The sequence below is a fragment of the Venatorbacter sp. C2-1 genome, from assembly GCF_022832715.1.
GTDB lineage: Bacteria > Pseudomonadota > Gammaproteobacteria > Pseudomonadales > Oceanobacteraceae > Venatoribacter > Venatoribacter alkanivorans.
The window spans coordinates 4,029,753-4,046,907 of record NZ_CP094879.1; the positions used below are offsets into that span (position 1 = coordinate 4,029,753).

Consider the following 17,155-nt stretch of genomic DNA (forward strand, 5'->3'; position numbering starts at 1 on the left):
TTACATATAGATGCATATACATTCATTTGAGGGCAAGTTATGAATACCTACAGGGAAAAGCACTGGCTGCTGTCAGTCGTGAGAAGTGGCATTCAGGCGGGAGTTAATTACCCGAAAACCGTTCTGTTTGCCGGCTTTCTGTTAATGGCACTACTGATAACCGGCCTCGGACAACTGCATAAAGACACCCGTGCCGATGCCTTTCTCGAAGCCGACAATCCGGCGCTGGTGTATAAAAATAAGGTGCGGGAGATTTTTGGTTTAAGTGACCCGCTGATCGTTGCCATATATGACCGTTCGGCAGAAGGCATTTACCGCAAACAGACTCTCGATCTGATCGGGCAGCTGACCGATCAGTTAAATGCCCTGCCGATGATTAATACAGCGCGGACCATCAGTCTGGCCAGTGAAAATAATATCAGCGCCTCGGCCGACGGGATGGATGTTGCACCATTCTATGACTTACGAACTCAGCATGATGCGGCCCTGCGTCAGGCAATAGAAGACTTTCCGCTGTATCACGGCATGCTGGTTTCTGACGACGGTGCGATGAGTATGATCGTGCTGGAATTGTACGATGACAGCCAGGCTGAAACCGCCTACGACGCCATCAATCAGTTGCTGCAACAGACACAGGTGCCTGCAGGTGTCGAACTCCATGTTGCCGGTGAAGGCGCCGTTCTCGGCTATCTCGGTCACTATATCGACCATGATGCCAGCCGTCTTAATCCGCTCGCCGGATTAATTATTACCATTATGCTGATCGTTGCATTCCGCCGTTTATTACCGGCCCTGCTGGGTAATCTGGTGATTGCCGCCTCGGTACTGATGACCCTCGGTTTTATGGCTTACTGCGGTGTGCCTTTTTTTGTTATCACCAACGCTATGCCGGTTATTTTAATTGGTATGGCCGTCGCCGATTCAATTCATATTTTCAGCCACTATTACGAAATGCAGGCACGACATCCGGACTGGTCGCTGCAGGCCTGTATCCGTGAAGCCGTTGCCGTTATGGCGCGCCCGGTAACGCTGACGTCGCTGACCACTATTGCCGGATTTCTTGGCCTGTACGCGTCATCTTATATGCCACCCTTTGAATACTTTGGTTTATTCACCGCCTTCGGCGTGCTGGTTGCCTGGTTTTATTCGCTCTTTGTTTTACCGGCCTGCATCACCTTACTGAAACCCAGAGTCAGCCAGCGCTGGATTCGCCTTGAACAGAACAGCCAGCAGGATACCTTTGCCCGCCTGATGACTTATCTCGGTGGAATCTGTGTACGCCATCCACGCGCCACACTGTCATTCTTTGCACTGCTCAGCATCAGCGGCGCCCTGCTGGCTACCCAGATTAAGGTAAACGAAAACCGCATTAATACCTTTCATCCCAGCGAAGCAATCTATCAGGCTGACAAGGTCATTAATCAGCATCTGGAAGGCACCAATACGCTGGACATTGTGATTACCAGCAGCCGTAACGAAGGGATTTTTTCACCGCAGGTGCTGAATGCCATGGAAGCTCTGCAGGCCTACGCGGAAACCCTGCCGCATGTAAATGGTTCATCATCGGTGGTGGATTATTTAAAGCAGATGAATAAATCCCTGAACGAAGGTCAGGGCGATGCTTACCGTCTGCCGCAGGATGCCGATCTGATTGCGCAGTATTTTCTGCTCTACTCGGCCAGTTCTGATCCTGCCGATTTTTCTGAAGAAATTGACTATGACTACCGTCTGGCCAATATCCGTCTGAATCTCGACAGTGCCGATTTTATTGCCACAAAACCGGTGGTTGAAGCCCTGCAGCAATATATCGATCAGCACTTTAACAATGCCGTTATGGATGAGCCGGTTACTGCCAGCCTCAGTGGTCGTGTCAATGTTAATTACCACTGGATTAAAGATCTGGGCGTCAGCCATTTTTACAGCGTGGTTATTTCGCTGCTCTGTGTCTTTCTGGTCTCGGCGTTATTATTCCGCTCCTGGGCCGCCGGTCTGCTTGCAACCCTGCCGGTAATCTGTTCCATTCTTACGGTTTATGCAGCGATGGCATTGCTGGGGATTAACCTTGGCATCGGCACCTCCATGTTTGCCTCGGTAGCTATTGGCCTGGGTATCGACTTTGCTATTCATACCCTCGAACGCCTGAAAACCCTGGTGGCAGACGGACTGAAAGGCAGCGGATTATTCACCGAATTATTCCGTTCCACAGGCCGGGCGCTGCTGTTTAATTATCTGGCGATTGCCTTTGGTTTTGGTGTACTGATCAGCTCTCAGGTTGTACCGCTGACGCACTTCGGCACCATTGTCGTGTTATCGGTGAGTATGAGTTTTATCGCCGCCATGACGCTGTTACCGGCACTGATTGTATTACTGCAGCCGACCTTTATTTTCGGTGAGAAAAAGGCGTCCGAAGCCAGTGCGATAGCGGCAGAAAAACACGTGACTGGCAGTACAGTTCTGGCATTTTTGCTAACCACAGGACTCAGTACTGCAGCTTTAAATGGCGCCCTGCACAGCCAGCCGTTGCAGGCAGAAGAAGCTTTTAATACGGAATTACTGGCAACACTCAGCGCCGACGATATTGCACAGCGGGTAAACGCGGTGGATGACGGCCAGCACGTCAGCAGCCAGCTGAGCATGTTACTGACCGACAGCCGGGGCAAAGAGCGGCGCCGTGAAACACTGTCTTACCGCAAATATTTTGGTGACGATAAAAAGACCGTATTTTTTTATAAATCACCGGCCAATGTTAAAGACACCGCTTTTCTGACCTTCGACTATGCCGCCACAGATCAGGAAGATGATCAGTGGCTGTACCTGCCGGCACTGCGCAAGGTGCGGCGGATTTCCGCATCCGATCGTGGCGACTATTTTATGGGTACCGATTTTACCTATGAAGATATTAAGCAGAACGGTCATATCAGTATTGCCGACTATCAGCTGCAACGCCTGCCAGACGATGACGGAAAACTGGTGGTAAAAGCCATCCCAAAAACGGCTGCTATTGCTCAGGAACTGGGGTATGGCGAAGTAATCTTTTATATTGATCCGCAAAACTGGATCGTGGTGAAAAGCGACTACCTGGATATTAAACAGGTGCCGCTGAAAACCGTGCAGGTAACGGATATCCGTATGATCGACGGAATCTGGACGCGGCATCAGCTGCTGGCCGAAAACCATATCAGCGGTCACCGCTCGCTGTTTATTTTTTCTGCCGTCGATTACCAACAGGATGTGGCCGACCACCTGTTTACCCAGAATACCCTGCGCCGGGGGCTGTAAATGAATATCCGGCAGCAACTCCGACAGCAGCTCCGACAGCAACTCCGGCTAAGCGCCGGTGCTTTCACCCTGATATTGCTGAGCAGTGCCGTGCACAGCGACTTCAGCTCTGGATTTAGTTCAGAGCTAAGTTCAGAACTGGCCTGGAGCGATGCTCCGGCCGCACTGAGCAAAGCGGAAGTGCAGCTGCAAAGTGAATGGCAATACCGCACGGCCGATACGTCGTTTAATCTGCAGCCACGTCTGCGTGCTGATTTTTCTGACACCCTGTACGCAGAGCAGCCAACCAGCCGGACAGATAATTATCCGGCGGGCAGCCTGCACAGCAGCGGGCCACTGGCACAATGGGATAACGTGCGTTTTGATATTGCCGAAGCCTATGCTGACCAGTATTTCTACGGTGTGTCTCTGCGCAGTGGTAAACAACAGGTCGTCTGGGGTCAGGCCGACGGCCTTCGGGTGCTGGATATTATTAACCCGCAGGATCTGCGCGAATTTAATCTGCCCGATGCCGAAGACTCGCGCATCGCTACCTGGATGTTTAATGCGCATATTCCTCTGCCCAATGAACAGTCTCTGCAATGGTTAATTATTCCCGACTTAACCTTCAGTGAGCTGGCAGAACCAGGCACCGCGTTCGCTATTACCAGCCCCGAGCTGGCTCCGCAGCCGGTCGCCGGAGTCGCGGTTAATCAACGGCCAACCCGGCGCCCGGACGGTAATGACTGGGAGCATGGATTACGCTGGAGTACCTTTGCCGGTGGCTGGGATATCAGCGCCAGCTATTTTAATTTTTACCACGACACCCCCGTTGTTTACCGCAGGTTAAATACAACCGGCAGCACGATTCAGGTCGATGTCGAAGCCGTGTACCGCCGCAGCCGCCTGCTCGGCCTGAGCGCCAGCACAGCCTTCAGCAGCGTAGTGCTGCGCCTTGAAGCCGGGCATATCAGCCGGGCATTTTTTCTGCGCGAAGATCTGCAAAATAACGGCATTAGCCAAAGCCCGGAACTGGCGACGGTAACCGCACTGGATTATCAGGCCCCGGCGGATGTGTTTGTCAGTTACCAGTTTTACCAGAGCCGCATTCTTGCTTACCGGCCGCAGATGATCCGCCGCGAAATCAGCACCCGTCACACCCTGCTGCTGAAAAAAACCTTACTCAACGACACGCTGGAACTGAGCTTTTTTGCTCTGCTTAACCGCGATTACAACGACGGTCAGCTGCGCAGCAAAGTCAGTTACCAGCTTAACGACCGCTGGTCTTTATGGAGCGGTGCCGATTATTTTTTTGGCAACCGCGCCGGGCCATTCGGTCAGTTCTCATCATCCAGCCGCTTTTTAATTGGCTGGCAGAGTACATTTTAAGGAGTAACTCATGAACCCGATTACACTGCTGCGTATGCAGAACTCAGTCCTCGGCCATCTGCTGCCGGCAACCGTTGCCCGCCGTCATGCCCGGATGTTTTTAACACCCAGACAACTGCCACTGAAAGAATGGGAACTGGCCACTGAAAAACAGGCACAGCGCCTGAATTTTGCCGGACATCTCAGTGCTCTGCGCTGGGCTAACAGCGGCCCACGCATTTTACTAATGCATGGCTGGGAAAGCCGGGCAACGCACATGGCAGTTATCGCCAATGCTCTGGTAGCACAGGGGTTTGATGTGTTCGCGCTGGATGCGCCACGCCATGGTCAATCCGGCGGCAATAAGAGTAACCCGATGGAATTTGCCCGTGCCATTATCGAAGCCGATATTGCTTTCGGCCCCTTTTATGGTGCTTTGGGTCATTCAATGGGCGGAGCAGCACTGGCAATTGCCTCTGCTCAGGGCGTACAGACAGAACGCTGCGTACTGATGTCTTCTCCCGCCAGCCTGCTGGACGTATTAAAAGGGTTTGCGCGTTTTATGCGGCTGCCAGCCGCCAGCACGGCACATTTTATCCGCTGCATTGAAGCAGAAGTCGGATGCCCGGCTGGCGAACTCCACAGCGGCCATCTGCTCAGCCAGAGCAGCCCGGTGACATTATTAATTCATGCCCAGAATGATATTGAAATTCCCAGTGCTTCAGTACATGCAATCCGCCAGCACCTGAGCAGTGCCGAGGTATTTTTACCGCCCGCTCTGGGACACCGGAAAATCATCCGCGACCCGATGATTGCCGCGCGCATTCAACAGTTTTTCAGCGATGAATTAATTCAGGAAAGCGAAACAGAACACGGCGAAGAAATAGTGCCGTAACACGATACTCAACGGGTATTTGTCGTGGCAATAAAAAGCCTGAACACCGCAGGTGTTCAGGCTTTTGACTCCGCTGCCAGCAGGCAACAGCGTACTGCTCTATTCAGGCAGTTTCTGTCTGAATAAAACGGCGCATATGGAAAATACCAAAAATAAATATCTGCACCGCATCGGCAATCTGATTGCTGCTCTTATGCTTCAGCGCCATCCAGAAGTACGCCACTTCCAGCACATGAACACCGGCAACAACCATAGCAATGGTTGGCAACCAGCCCAGCAGACCACCCCAGCCCTGCACTCCCGCCATAATAGCCAGAATCCAGAACACCAGAGTGACCACTTTATTTAACAGAATAAACATAGATACCTCGCTGCATGCGTCATTCATGCATTGTTATTGTCGTTATCAAAGCCGCAAGCTTGCACTGCTGCATCGCATTTGCACAGGTGAAAATGCGACAGCCTGCGATAACCCTGCCACAACCCTGCTACACCAGAGAAAAACGAAGAATTATTCAGCGGCCGGGGATACCGTCAGCGTTAATGGCGTGATACGCGGGCAGCGTTGCTTCGGACGCGGCGGGAATTCTTTATTCAGCCGCTGCAACAGCGCTTTAACCCGCTCGTTACGGGCAAACTGAAAGCCCATGGGCGCACAGCCATATACGCGTTTGGAGAAGGTCAGTGGTAAGGCCTGTAATTGTGGCTGTTTGGCCACATACCACTGTGCCACATCGCGCCCGATAATCAGCGCGCGGGCACTTTCCGCCTGGCTGATCAGCAAGGTATTGAGCATGTCCTGCTCGGTGGGTTTATCCAGCCGGATCAGGCTGCCGTTGGCAAAGGCCGGCTGCAGTGCCGGATAGGCATAACCCAGATGAGTGATGATTTCGCCACCCAGCAGGCCGTCTTCCTGCTCCAGATCAAACGGCTGGTCATTGCGGTACACCAGCACATCTTCCAGCCACACCACCAGATCGCTCCACAGATAGTTCTCCGGCTGCTCGATCCAGTAAGGGGATTCCATACGGCCATCGATCTTGCCGGAGTCGAGCATATGCTGAGAGCGCAGCTCTGGCAGATACACAAACTCCAGCTCTATACCGGCACGCTGTGCGGCCTTACGCAGCGGTTCTATCAGTAAGCCCTGTGGCTGACCATCGTGCAGCACAACATAAGGCGGATAGCCGTCATCCGGCACCGATATGCGCAATTGTGGCAGGCCGTCTGCCGCCAGACAGCCCGCTGCCATGGTTAGCCAACAGAGCATCAGCCCTGCGCACTGGCCTATTGCTGTAAACAGCTTACTTTCTGTCACGTGCTTCTCCGCGTTATAACTCTTTAAGTTTAACTCAGGCCCTGCACCCGGCGGCGGCCAAAAGCCGACACAGCGCAAGACTTTCACGACTTGCACCGTTAAAATGGCCGCCCATCTACAGGTCGTCAGCGGGAGAAGATTCGCATGTCCGAGGAAAAAACCACGCATTTTGGCTACAAAACCGTCGCTACCGAGCAGAAGCAGGCCATGGTTGCCGATGTATTCCACTCGGTGGCCGCCAAGTACGACCTGATGAACGACCTGATGTCGTTCGGCGTACACCGCCTGTGGAAACGCATCACCATTGATATGTCGGGCGTACGCCCGGGCGATCAGGTACTCGACCTGGCTGGCGGAACCGGCGACCTGACCAAGAAATTTGCCAAGATCGTTGGCCCGCAGGGCAAAGTGGTTCTGGCCGATATCAACTCATCCATGCTGAACGTCGGCCGCGACCGTCTGACCGATCAGGGCTACGTTGGCAATATCGAATACGTTCAGGCCAATGCCGAATGTCTGCCGTTTGAAGACAACAGCTTTGATGTCATCACCATCGCCTTCGGTCTGCGTAACGTCACCGATAAAGATGCTGCACTGCGTTCCATGACCCGCGTGCTGAAGCCGGGCGGCCGTCTGCTGGTGCTGGAATTCTCCAAGCCGACCAACCCGCTGATGAGCAAAGCCTACGACCTGTATTCGTTCACCGCCCTGCCGTTTATGGGCAAGCTGGTGACCAACGATTCCGAAAGCTACAAATACCTGGCCGAATCCATCCGTATGCACCCCGATCAGGAAACCCTGAAAAGCATGATGGAAAACGCCGGCCTGGTGCGTTGCAGCTTCCACAATATGACCAGCGGCGTGGTCGCCCTGCACCGCGGAATCAAACCCTGATGCTGAGTAAGCTGCCGGCCGAGTTACTGCAGGCTGCCTGTGTGCCCTTTGAAGCGGCCATTAATCATGTGCTGCGTTACGACCCGGCGGCATTAAACTCGCTGCGTCGCCAGCAGGGCCGCTTGCTGTGTGTGCGCATCGACGCCATAAACCCGGTGCTGATCCGCATCGTCGATAACGGCATTGTACTCAGCCTTGTGCCCGCCACCGACGATAACGGTAGCCTGAGTAGCGCTGATGGTCTTAGTAGCGCCGATGGTCTGAACAGCGCCGATGCAACGCTCAGCGGTTCCGCCGCCGATTTCTTTGCCCTCGCCCGCGCCAGTGATAAAGCCCACGCCCTGATCAGCAGTGCCATTGATATGGACGGCGACAGCGAGTTTGCCTTATCGCTGACCCGCGTTGCGCAAAACCTCGATATCGACTGGGAAGCCCTGATCACACCACTGACCGGCGGCCTGCTCGCCCATCAGCTGGGCAAAGGTTTACGCGGCTTACTGAACTGGGGCAAAAGCAGCGCACCGGCTTACCGCAATGCCGTTAAAGAATATCTCGAAGATGAAGCGCAACTGCTGACACCGGAACCACTGGCGGCACAATTTGCCGACGAGGTTGACCAGCTGCGTCTGGCGACCGACCGTTTAGAAGCCCGCACCCAGCGTTTAGCAGCGCGCATGCAACAGAACGATTCGACAAACAAGTCGACGATCACCCCTTCTCTGCCCAAGGAATAATATCGACGTGGCAAACCTCTGGCGTCTGTGGAAAATTCTGTTTGTCTTCACCCGCTACCGGCTCGACAGTCTGGTGCCGACCGAACAGCTGCCGCTGTCGTTGCGCATTGCCCTGTGGCTCGCGCCCTGGCGTTTAAACCCGGTGCCGTCGCGCCTTAACCGTGGCGAACGTCTGCGTTTAGCATTGGAAGCCTTAGGCCCCATCTTTATTAAATTCGGCCAGATTTTATCCACCCGCCCGGATCTGATTCCCGACGATATTGTTAAAGAATTAAAACGCCTGCAGGACGACGTTCCGCCCTTCGCCAGCGATAAAGCCATGGCGTTAATCGAAGACCAGCTGGGGCAGAAAATCAGTGCGTTATTTGCCGAATTTTCCGCCGAGCCACTGGCTTCTGCTTCTATTGCTCAGGTACATGCCGCGCGTTTATTCGATGCCAATGGCGAGGCCGGTCGGGAAGTGGTTGTTAAAGTCGTCCGTCCGGGAATCGAACACACTATCGAGCGCGACCTGCAGCTGCTGGAAACCATGGCCCGCCTGCTGGTGAAATATTCCGAAGACGGCCGCCGTTTAAAACCGCTGGAAGTGGTCGATGATTACCGCCACACCATTTACGGCGAACTGAATTTACAGATCGAAGCCTCCAATGCCACCCAGCTGAAGCGCAACTTTGCCAACTCCGAGCTGCTGTATATGCCGGAAGTATTCTGGGAATACACACGCAGCAAAGTAATGGTCAGCGAGCGTATTTACGGTATTCCGGTAGCGGATATCGACGCCCTGCAGGCGCAGAACACCAATATGAAACTGCTGGCCGAGCGCGGCGTGGAAATCTTTTTTACCCAGGTATTCCGCGACAGCTTCTTTCATGCCGATATGCACCCCGGAAATATTTTCGTCTCCCGTAATAACCCGCAGGTACCACAATACATTGCCATCGACTGCGGTATTGTCGGCAGCCTGACCGAAGAAGATCAGAATTATCTGGCGATGAACCTGCTGGCGTTTTTTAATCAGGATTACCATCAGGTTGCCCAGCTGCATATCGACTCTGGCTGGGTACCGGCCACCACCAAAGTACATGAGTTTTCTGCCGCTATCCGCAGCGTTTGCGAACCGATTTTTGATAAACCGCTGGCCGAAATTTCCTTTGGTCAGGTATTAATTCAGTTATTCAGCACCGCGCGCCGCTTTAATATGGAAGTGCAGCCGCAGCTGGTTTTACTGCAGAAAACCCTGCTCAATATTGAAGGCCTTGGCCGTCAGCTGTATCCACAGCTGGATTTATGGAGCACCGCTAAGCCTTATTTAGAACGCTGGATGCGCGAGCGTTTTGGCCCTAAAGCCGCGTTTAAAGAATTAAAACGCCAGCTGCCGGGCTGGATTGAAAAAGCCCCACAAATTCCCGGACTGGTACACGGCGCCTTAAGCCGCCTGAACCATATGGACGAAAACCAGCAGGCACTGCAGCAGGAAATTGCCGCACTGCGTCAGGAGCTGGCTGCGCAAAAAGCACAGAAGCGCCAGCAGGCGCTGGCAACCCTGGCGGTTGGCAGTGGTTTATTTACCTGGTGGCAGGCCTTTGCTCTCGGAGTACCGGAAGTGGTGGGGCTGAGTCTGGCGGGTGCCGGGATGTTACTGTTGATTGTTCGCGCCTGAGGGCGATAGTTGGTGTGTGTGGTATAAACCGGCGGGTTTATTCTGCAGCCGCTGCGCGGGCTGGCTTTTGTAATTCACTCAAAGCCAATGCGGGGCAAGCCCCTGCGCCCCAATCCGGGGAACTTCTCCCCGGGCCCCTGCTTCGCGCTTTGTGGGCCGTAAATCCTTACTCTCTCGTTTTTTCTGACCACGCGCCCGTACGACGTCCCTGTCGCTGCGCGCTCGCCGGGCATCCATGCCCGGCGGATCAGAAAAATCATCGTTCGTTGCGGCGGCCCACAGGCGCATTAATCGTCACGCGAAGCCTATTTCATCCCATATTTTTGTATGCACTACACAGTTGTGCGGTGCCCATTTTGAAACGCGGCCGTGCGTTATGGTTTTATGCGCCTGCAGGACGCCGGTTTGAATAATTCTGCGCCGGTACGTCCCGGCAGGATGCCGGGCGAGCGAATAGGGCCATGGATGGCCCATTATTCGCGCTACCTAGACCGCAGGATTATTCAGAACGGATAAAGTCCTGCACAGCGCGAAGCAGGGAGTTTGCCCGACCGGCGTGAGGGGTAAGACCCCTCAAAGAGGTCATAGGGCCGGGCGGCAGCCCAAAAAGCCAGCCCGCGTAGCGGCCAGAAAAACACCACTGTCGCCTGCACCTGTAACCAGTTTTATCAATTATTGAACCCATCCCCAATCTTCAGTATTCTCGAACCAAAGCAGGGATGCAGCATATCGTAAGGACACACAGCCCAACGACCGCCTTCCCCGCTTACCATTCCGGTTGTAAAACCACGCAATTCCAGCCTTGCTTTTACAAGGACGGGCGGCAGCGTACCTGGAATGCAAGAGTCATTTGAACGACCTGACTGCTGGAAAATAAATAGCCTGAGCTTTTCTGGCCGTTGATAACGCGCAAAGTGTAAAGAGCATTTCAGGTAAAATCACGCATGCGCGTTTATATCCTGAAAAGAAAGAGAATAACGATGATTTTTACAGCCCGGACAATGGGTTAGGCTGGGAATCTGAATAAGGGCCCAAGCGTGTTAATGATCATGCCTACGAATAAACTGTTATGTGAAACCAGATCACCACCATGCCAAAACAGAAGAATTTATATAGAAATGATAGGTGGTTTGAATTCTCTCAGCGTGTAAAGCTGAGAGATAACAACAAGTGCCTGATCTGTCATAGATCGCCGCCCGATGTAGTGTTACAAGTTCACCACGAATTATATATTCCCAATAAACAACCTTGGGAGTATGCACTAAGTGATTGCTCTACTCTCTGCAAAGGGTGTCATGCGAGGGAACATGGTTTAATTGAGCCAAATAGCGGTTGGTTCTTAATATCTATAGATGATTTAGGCGATCTTGTCGGAACTTGTGAAAGAGAAAACTGCGGCAATGACATAAGATATGAGCATCTTACATATCATCCGCAATGGGGCTATAAAAAATTAGGCAGCACATGCATCGAACACTTGACCAAAAAAGATAAAAATCTTAGTGGTAAAGTTTTGGCCTGCTACAGAAATATTAGCTCTTTTGTTCACAGCTCACACTGGTATAAAGGGAAAACCAAATCTGATAAACCATACATTGGGGCGAAACACAGCCATGATTTAATCCGCATATATGGCAATGAAGGTAACTATGCATTTCAAATCGCCATCAAAGAAAAAGGGCGTAAATTTCACCACTTCAAAGATATTGTGCGCACCCCAAGAAAGGCACTGGATGAGGTTAAAGAATTATCATATATCGCTCTAAAGGGCTTAACTTCAGATGATGAAGAAGAAAAGGAAATGCTTCGTAACCTTTACAGAAGCATCAAGTAAATCACATAACAAATCAATCAACTACGCGCCTTTCAGGCGCCGGACGCAGAAAATCTGCGCCGTTTATTGAGGCGTTAGGCAGTCATTAGAGAAAGCATGAAGAGCTATGGATTTCAGAGAAAAATATAACGAATGGCTTGAACCGGCTGACGATGCACCTCCCACATGGTACCGAAAAAGGGGCTACGCATTTGAGGAAATACTTAAAAGCTGTTTAGAGCATGAGCAGCTAGATCCTCGCGCAAGTTATAAAACCGAAGGAGAGCAGATTGATGGATCATTCTTTCTCGATGGCAGTGTTTTTCTGCTAGAGGCAAAATGGCACAAAGACGAGTTGCCAGCTTCAGCAATTTATCAGTTCAAAGGCAAAGTAGATGGCAAATTAGCTGGAACAATTGGGGTTTTTATTTCCATGTCTGGTTACTCCAAAGATGCAGTTGATGCTTTAACACTTGGAAAGTCTCTAAATGTAATTCTGTTCGGCAAGGAAGATATCGACGCGGCAATAATCGGAGGGAGTAGTTTCAGAAGTGTTCTGAAATCTAAGCTTAGAATTGCGGCTGAAGAAGGTGTTGTCTACCATTCAACTGAAATGGAACAAGTGTCAAAAGATGGTCAAACCATCATCGAAGCTTTCACTTACGACAATATGTCATCGATGCTTGTTAAGCAGGATTCAAATTTTGAAGAAACTTCTGATTTAGTCATTGTCTGTGAAGGAACCACTGACCGAGAACTACTGTCACTTTTGGCAACTAAAATTCTCAATAAGTTTGGTCTGACCAAGAAAATCAATATTATTGTCGCCATGGGTAAAATGACTATTCCCCGTGTTGCCAATGCGGCTAGCAATATCATCACAAACGCTCCCGTTCTAATCGTTACTGACTCAGATAATGACATTGGCAAAACCCGCGATATGCTAAACCGAGGAGTTGAATTGGATAGCTGGAGGTGTTCGATTCCAGATCCAGAAATAGAGTCTTGGCTTGGTTTGGATCCTAAGGAATTCCGTCGCCGGCATAGAGGAGCAGAGATGCGCGAGAAGTTAACTAAGCTTGTTAACGACTTAGACCTTGAAGAGCTATCGGAACGAGATGAATCCTTCAAAACGTTTTATGACTGGATCAAGAATGCCTAACAACGCGCTGCTAAGGAAAATTTACTCGCTGGCGCTCCCAAATTTCCGCAGAGCGAAGCGTTAGGCAAAGGAGTTAGCTTGGATATTTTCTTATTTTTTCTATACGTAATCAGTCTAATCGTAATGGCTGATACAAAACTGAAAGAGTTTCCTTCAGGTCAGCGTTTTTTAAATGGGCTGGAAGATGGGACTGTTAACTTACTCCGTTGGCGTGCTGAAGCTGATGCAGATCTTGATATGATTGGTATTAAAAAATTTCTCCTCATTTCAACATTAATACTATTTGTTACTGCATTCATCATGATGTCAAATGACATAAAGCCGAACATTTATTTCGCATCAACACTTCTCGTAAACTTCCTCCTATTTTCATCTGTTCAATGGTTTTTAGATGTGAAAAAAGAAACATTTAAAATGATTGGTTTTATGTTACTTACAGTGGCTACGCCATGGATTATGCATTTTTTCGGTGAAATATCAGGGATCAGTCCAAGCTTCATAGATATATTCAGAGATCAATTTCAACCGCTAGGGTTTACACAAGATTCAGACTACCTGTTTCTTTCTGAGTTATCGCTAATATTACTTCTCGGCTGCGCTATGATGTTGGGATCTTGGCTAATAATGCTAGCCATACCGAGTGTTACTCTTCTATGGTTAATTAAAATTATCAATAGGGTGTCTTTTTTATTGGTTGGTATTGAGCGGCAAAAAGTACAGCTCTTTTTTATAGGTGTGAATATATTGGTGCCAATATGGTTCTTTGCAAAAGATCGTATTGCCTAACAAGCGCCATCAAAACACCGCTTCGCGGCTCGACTCGCAACAAGTTGCTCCCGTTTGTTGCGGGCGTTACCCCCCCAACATCCCACCTACCGACAACCACAGCACCCGCACGATCAGCGCCAGCAGTACAATCCAGGTCAGCAGGGTGCCGTAGTAACGGCCGAAGTGCATTCCGCCAGAGGCCTGCACAAATCCCCAGGCATGCAAAACACGCGACAGCAGAAAGCCGATGCCGCACACATGCAGGAAGGCGGCGTAGGCGCCGTTCAGTTCGGCTACCATCAGCAGCAGTAAAACCGGTAACGCAGTTTCCAGCGCGTTAGCCTGGGCGCGCATGGCGACGGCGATGGTTTTTTCGCCGCCGTCGAGCAGGCCGATTTTATGTTTCAGGCGAAGGCGCACGACCATGTAAGCCAGTGCCAGTAGCAGTAAAGCGGTCAGAGCAATATAAAATCCACTGATCAATAACATCGGTATACCCCGGTTTTTGTGGCCATTATTTATTGTTGTCAGAACTCTTAAGCCTTGCTGCATTGGGCAAAGCTGCGGCTCATGCTAACCTGCGGCAAACAGTTACGGCAATCATTCCCGGCGTTCAGTCTCTGCCCCGCCGGCAGGAGTTTTCTGTGTTGGTTAAATCTGTGCGTTATTCTCTTCGGCAGCGGCCTGTATCCGTACTGGCGGCTATGCTGATTACCTGTCTGGTGTTGTTCAGCTTACCGGTAAAAGCCTTTGAGTTTTCCGGCCATGCGCAGGTATGCGAAATGGCTTATCAGCTGGTCACGCCGCAAACCCGTCACTGGATTGACCAACAGGTAAAAGCCGGAGGTGAGAAGAGCTTCGCTCATGCCTGCTCCTGGGCCGATGAAGTGCGCGACGAACGCAAATTCCGCCATACCAAACCCTGGCATTATATTAATGTGCCGCGTACGGCGATGTCAGTCCACGCAGATGATTGTGGTGATAAAGGCTGTGTGGTGCAGGCCATTAACGATATGCAGCAACGCCTGATTAATAATAACGATGACTGGCAGGCGCTGTTTTTTCTTGCGCATTTTATGGCGGATGTGCATCAGCCAATGCATGTCAGCTTTGCCGATGACCGTGGTGGCAATAAAGCCGCTGTGCGTTTTAAAGGTGATAAAACCAATCTGCATCAGTTGTGGGATGGTGATCTGCTCGGAAAATTCTCTTATAAAAAACAAAGCACGCTGGCATTAGGGCACATTTCCGCACAGCAGCGCAGCGACTGGTCAGTTGGCCAGCCACTCAGCTTTGCCAATGAATCGTTCACAATCACACGCGAAATTTATCGCCATTATCAGCAGGCAGCGCAGAAACCAGTGGCAATCGATGACACCTATATAAGCCTGTTCCGTCCGCAATTACAGCAACGCCTGCAACAGGCGGCGGTACGTCTGGCGGATTTTCTGGATACTGTTACGGCAAGGGCCGAAGACAGTGCATCCTCCACAAAACCGCCAATCGCTAATTGACAGATTTATGCGAAGGGTTTTTAGTGAACCACGGACAACGGCTCCGGAAATCCATTCAGTATAAATAAGGATATTACGATGAAACCTGTAATTTATATCTCTGCTCTGCTGCCGGTAATCGCTGCAGCTCTGGCTCCTGCCGCTCAGGCCAGCAGTGGTGATCGCACCGTATGCAGCCACGGCAACCAGACCCGGATTATTGAAGTTAAATACACCGGCGAAGGCCAGATTCCATGCGAAGTTCACTACACCAAAGACAGCGGTTCTCAGGTGCTGTGGAGCGCGCAGACCGAAGGTGGCTACTGCGAGCAGAAAGCTGCTGAGTTTGTGGAGAAGCAGCGCGGCTGGGGTTGGGAATGTGAAACAACGGTAGCGGCTGCTGAAGACACAGGCAGCAACGATATGCCGGAGCAGGCAGCTGCTGAAGCTCCTGCTGCTGAAACCACTGCTACTGAAGCCCCTGCGGCAGTAAGCACAAGTGAATCTGGCGCCGGTGAGTTAACGGCCGATGAAGTTCAGGCCGAAGACACTCAGCCAGACAGCATGCAAACAGAAGAAACCGCGGCAACTGCAGAATAATTCTGTACCCGGCCCGGAGCCTGGCTCCGGGTACCTTTCTTAATCACCTCTGTATTTACCTGTCTCTGCCGCCGTATTTCTGTTTTCGTTTCCTGTCTCCTGCTTTCCTCGTATTTTTTCTGTAATACTCCTTTCAGGCCGAAATGGCCCTGATTGTGGTACGCCCAGCCAAAGCCCCGCCGATATACTGCGCACAAAATAATAAAAAGGATCTCCCATGCTGCGCGTACTTTCTGTCCGTTCATTACTGCTGTGTCTGGCTCTGCTGCTGAACACACAACTGGTTTCTGCAATGTCATCTTCTGCTGACAGCAGTGGTTACACCCAGACCCGTCACCCGATTATGCTGGTGCAGGGTATTCTGGCTTTCGACAATATTGCCGGTATTGATTACTGGTACAAAATTGGTACGAAATTACAGGAAGGCGGCGCCAAAGTGTATGTCGCCCATATTAATGCCTTTAATAATTCCATCGACCGTGGCGAGCAGCTGATTCATGAAATGGAAACCCTGAAGGTGCTGCATCCGGGAATTGAAAAATTCAATCTGATTGCTCACAGCCAGGGTGGTCTGACTGCGCGTTATGTAATGTCGGTACGTCCGGATCTGGTGGCCTCGGTTACCACCGTTGGCTCACCCCATCAGGGAGCACCGATTGCCGATCTGCTGAATGGTGTTTTTGCCGACGACACGCTGCTGGGTAATCTGTTTGAAGTGGTTGGCAACGCCGCTGGCAGTCTGATCGATTTACTCTCCGGTGATGATGTTCCTGCCGGCGATGTGCGCTCCCTGACCACCGAATTTACCAGTGCCGGTGCTGCGGCGTTTAATCAGAATTTTCCGGCCGGTCTGCCACAGACAACCTGTGGTGAAGGTCCTCAGCAGGTCAATATTGATGGTAATAACATCCGCCTGTATTCCTGGGGTGGCGATGCCAACCTGACCAATATCCTCGACCCGCTGGATTATCTGTTTGCCACCACCGGCTTACTGTTCGGCAGCGCAGGTAATGATGGTATTACTGGCCGTTGCAGCAACCACTTTGGTAAAGTGCTGCGTGACAATTATCCGCTGAACCATGCCGACCTGATTAATCAGGTACTGGGCTTGCGCGGTTTAACCGCAACGGATCCACTCAGTATTTACCGCAGCCATGCTAATCGACTAAAGAATGCCGGTCTTTAATATTCC

Annotated in this window: 15 protein-coding genes; 12 read left to right on the top strand and 3 right to left on the bottom strand. The window is 51.3% G+C overall.

The window, feature by feature from the left end:
• Window positions 1–39: 39 nt before the first annotated feature.
• From MT343_RS18155 to MT343_RS18165, 3 genes are read left to right on the top strand one after another with little or no spacing between them, the layout of a single operon-like run.
• On the top strand, window positions 40–3,279 hold the full coding sequence (locus tag MT343_RS18155; protein ID WP_145467826.1) for an outer membrane lipoprotein-sorting protein: 3,240 nt from the start codon (window positions 40–42) through the stop codon (window positions 3,277–3,279).
• On the top strand, window positions 3,280–4,647 hold the full coding sequence (locus tag MT343_RS18160; protein WP_145467824.1) for a DUF1302 family protein: 1,368 nt from the start codon (window positions 3,280–3,282) through the stop codon (window positions 4,645–4,647).
• A 10-nt stretch (window positions 4,648–4,657) separates the two neighbouring features.
• Complete coding sequence (locus MT343_RS18165; RefSeq protein WP_145467822.1) at window positions 4,658–5,521, top strand: alpha/beta fold hydrolase; 864 nt, start codon at window positions 4,658–4,660, stop codon at window positions 5,519–5,521.
• A gap of 103 nt (window positions 5,522–5,624) precedes the next feature.
• On the opposite strand, the gene MT343_RS18170 is transcribed toward MT343_RS18165, so the two are convergent.
• Window positions 5,625–5,882 carry a DUF1145 domain-containing protein gene (locus tag MT343_RS18170; RefSeq protein ID WP_186435842.1) on the bottom strand — a complete coding sequence of 86 codons (258 nt, stop codon included), beginning with the start codon at window positions 5,880–5,882 and terminating at the stop codon, window positions 5,625–5,627.
• A 150-nt stretch (window positions 5,883–6,032) separates the two neighbouring features.
• The gene (locus MT343_RS18175) at window positions 6,033–6,791 is read right to left on the bottom strand and encodes a substrate-binding periplasmic protein (RefSeq protein WP_186435841.1); all 759 of its coding nucleotides are present in this window, start codon (window positions 6,789–6,791) and stop codon (window positions 6,033–6,035) included.
• A gap of 192 nt (window positions 6,792–6,983) precedes the next feature.
• Here MT343_RS18175 and ubiE point away from each other — a divergent pair, with 192 nt between their 5' ends.
• The 6 genes from ubiE (at window position 6,984) to MT343_RS18205 (ending at window position 13,888) form a co-directional block, all read left to right on the top strand.
• A complete protein-coding gene (gene ubiE / locus MT343_RS18180; protein ID WP_186435840.1) occupies window positions 6,984–7,733 on the top strand; it encodes a bifunctional demethylmenaquinone methyltransferase/2-methoxy-6-polyprenyl-1,4-benzoquinol methylase UbiE in 750 nt (249 codons plus the stop codon).
• Window positions 7,733–8,467, top strand: coding sequence for a ubiquinone biosynthesis accessory factor UbiJ (locus tag MT343_RS18185; RefSeq protein WP_145467815.1), 735 nt, complete (start codon window positions 7,733–7,735; stop codon window positions 8,465–8,467). Before ubiE ends, MT343_RS18185 begins: the two co-directional genes overlap by 1 nt.
• Window positions 8,468–8,474: 7 nt before the next feature.
• Window positions 8,475–10,127 (top strand): ubiquinone biosynthesis regulatory protein kinase UbiB, encoded by a 1,653-nt coding sequence (gene ubiB / locus MT343_RS18190; protein ID WP_145467813.1) that lies wholly within the window; start codon window positions 8,475–8,477, stop codon window positions 10,125–10,127.
• 1,090 nt (window positions 10,128–11,217) lie between these two features.
• Window positions 11,218–11,961, top strand: coding sequence for an HNH endonuclease (locus MT343_RS18195; protein WP_145467811.1), 744 nt, complete (start codon window positions 11,218–11,220; stop codon window positions 11,959–11,961).
• Window positions 11,962–12,067: 106 nt separating this feature from the next.
• Window positions 12,068–13,102 (top strand): TOPRIM nucleotidyl transferase/hydrolase domain-containing protein, encoded by a 1,035-nt coding sequence (locus tag MT343_RS18200; protein ID WP_145467809.1) that lies wholly within the window; start codon window positions 12,068–12,070, stop codon window positions 13,100–13,102.
• 78 nt (window positions 13,103–13,180) lie between these two features.
• Window positions 13,181–13,888 (top strand): hypothetical protein, encoded by a 708-nt coding sequence (locus MT343_RS18205; RefSeq protein ID WP_145467808.1) that lies wholly within the window; start codon window positions 13,181–13,183, stop codon window positions 13,886–13,888.
• Between the two features lie 66 nt (window positions 13,889–13,954).
• On the opposite strand, the gene MT343_RS18210 is transcribed toward MT343_RS18205, so the two are convergent.
• A complete protein-coding gene (locus tag MT343_RS18210) occupies window positions 13,955–14,359 on the bottom strand; it encodes an MAPEG family protein (protein WP_145467805.1) in 405 nt (134 codons plus the stop codon).
• Between the two features lie 155 nt (window positions 14,360–14,514).
• Between MT343_RS18210 and MT343_RS18215 the strand changes: the two genes are divergently transcribed.
• The 3 genes from MT343_RS18215 to MT343_RS18225 all read left to right on the top strand — a co-directional run bounded on the left by MT343_RS18215 (window position 14,515) and on the right by MT343_RS18225 (window position 17,149).
• The gene (locus MT343_RS18215) at window positions 14,515–15,384 is read left to right on the top strand and encodes a S1/P1 nuclease (RefSeq protein WP_145467803.1); all 870 of its coding nucleotides are present in this window, start codon (window positions 14,515–14,517) and stop codon (window positions 15,382–15,384) included.
• A gap of 78 nt (window positions 15,385–15,462) precedes the next feature.
• Entirely contained in the window at window positions 15,463–15,963 is a 501-nt protein-coding gene (locus MT343_RS18220) for a hypothetical protein (RefSeq protein WP_186435839.1), read from the top strand.
• Between the two features lie 217 nt (window positions 15,964–16,180).
• A complete protein-coding gene (locus MT343_RS18225; protein ID WP_145467801.1) occupies window positions 16,181–17,149 on the top strand; it encodes a lipase family alpha/beta hydrolase in 969 nt (322 codons plus the stop codon).
• Window positions 17,150–17,155: the final 6 nt, after the last annotated feature.

What these genes read in the sequence shown, in the direction of transcription:
- MT343_RS18160 (WP_145467824.1), top strand. Translation starts at nt 3,280, where the DNA reads ATGAATATCCGGCAGCAACTCCGACAGCAGCTCCGACAGCAACTCCGG.
- MT343_RS18195 (WP_145467811.1), top strand. Translation starts at nt 11,218, where the DNA reads ATGCCAAAACAGAAGAATTTATATAGAAATGATAGGTGGTTTGAATTC.
- MT343_RS18175 (WP_186435841.1), bottom strand. Translation starts at nt 6,791, where the DNA reads ATGCTCTGTTGGCTAACCATGGCAGCGGGCTGTCTGGCGGCAGACGGC.
- MT343_RS18155 (WP_145467826.1), top strand. Translation starts at nt 40, where the DNA reads ATGAATACCTACAGGGAAAAGCACTGGCTGCTGTCAGTCGTGAGAAGT.
- MT343_RS18165 (WP_145467822.1), top strand. Translation starts at nt 4,658, where the DNA reads ATGAACCCGATTACACTGCTGCGTATGCAGAACTCAGTCCTCGGCCAT.
- ubiE (WP_186435840.1), top strand. Translation starts at nt 6,984, where the DNA reads ATGTCCGAGGAAAAAACCACGCATTTTGGCTACAAAACCGTCGCTACC.
- MT343_RS18225 (WP_145467801.1), top strand. Translation starts at nt 16,181, where the DNA reads ATGCTGCGCGTACTTTCTGTCCGTTCATTACTGCTGTGTCTGGCTCTG.
- MT343_RS18200 (WP_145467809.1), top strand. Translation starts at nt 12,068, where the DNA reads ATGGATTTCAGAGAAAAATATAACGAATGGCTTGAACCGGCTGACGAT.
- MT343_RS18220 (WP_186435839.1), top strand. Translation starts at nt 15,463, where the DNA reads ATGAAACCTGTAATTTATATCTCTGCTCTGCTGCCGGTAATCGCTGCA.
- MT343_RS18170 (WP_186435842.1), bottom strand. Translation starts at nt 5,882, where the DNA reads ATGTTTATTCTGTTAAATAAAGTGGTCACTCTGGTGTTCTGGATTCTG.
- MT343_RS18185 (WP_145467815.1), top strand. Translation starts at nt 7,733, where the DNA reads ATGCTGAGTAAGCTGCCGGCCGAGTTACTGCAGGCTGCCTGTGTGCCC.
- MT343_RS18210 (WP_145467805.1), bottom strand. Translation starts at nt 14,359, where the DNA reads ATGTTATTGATCAGTGGATTTTATATTGCTCTGACCGCTTTACTGCTA.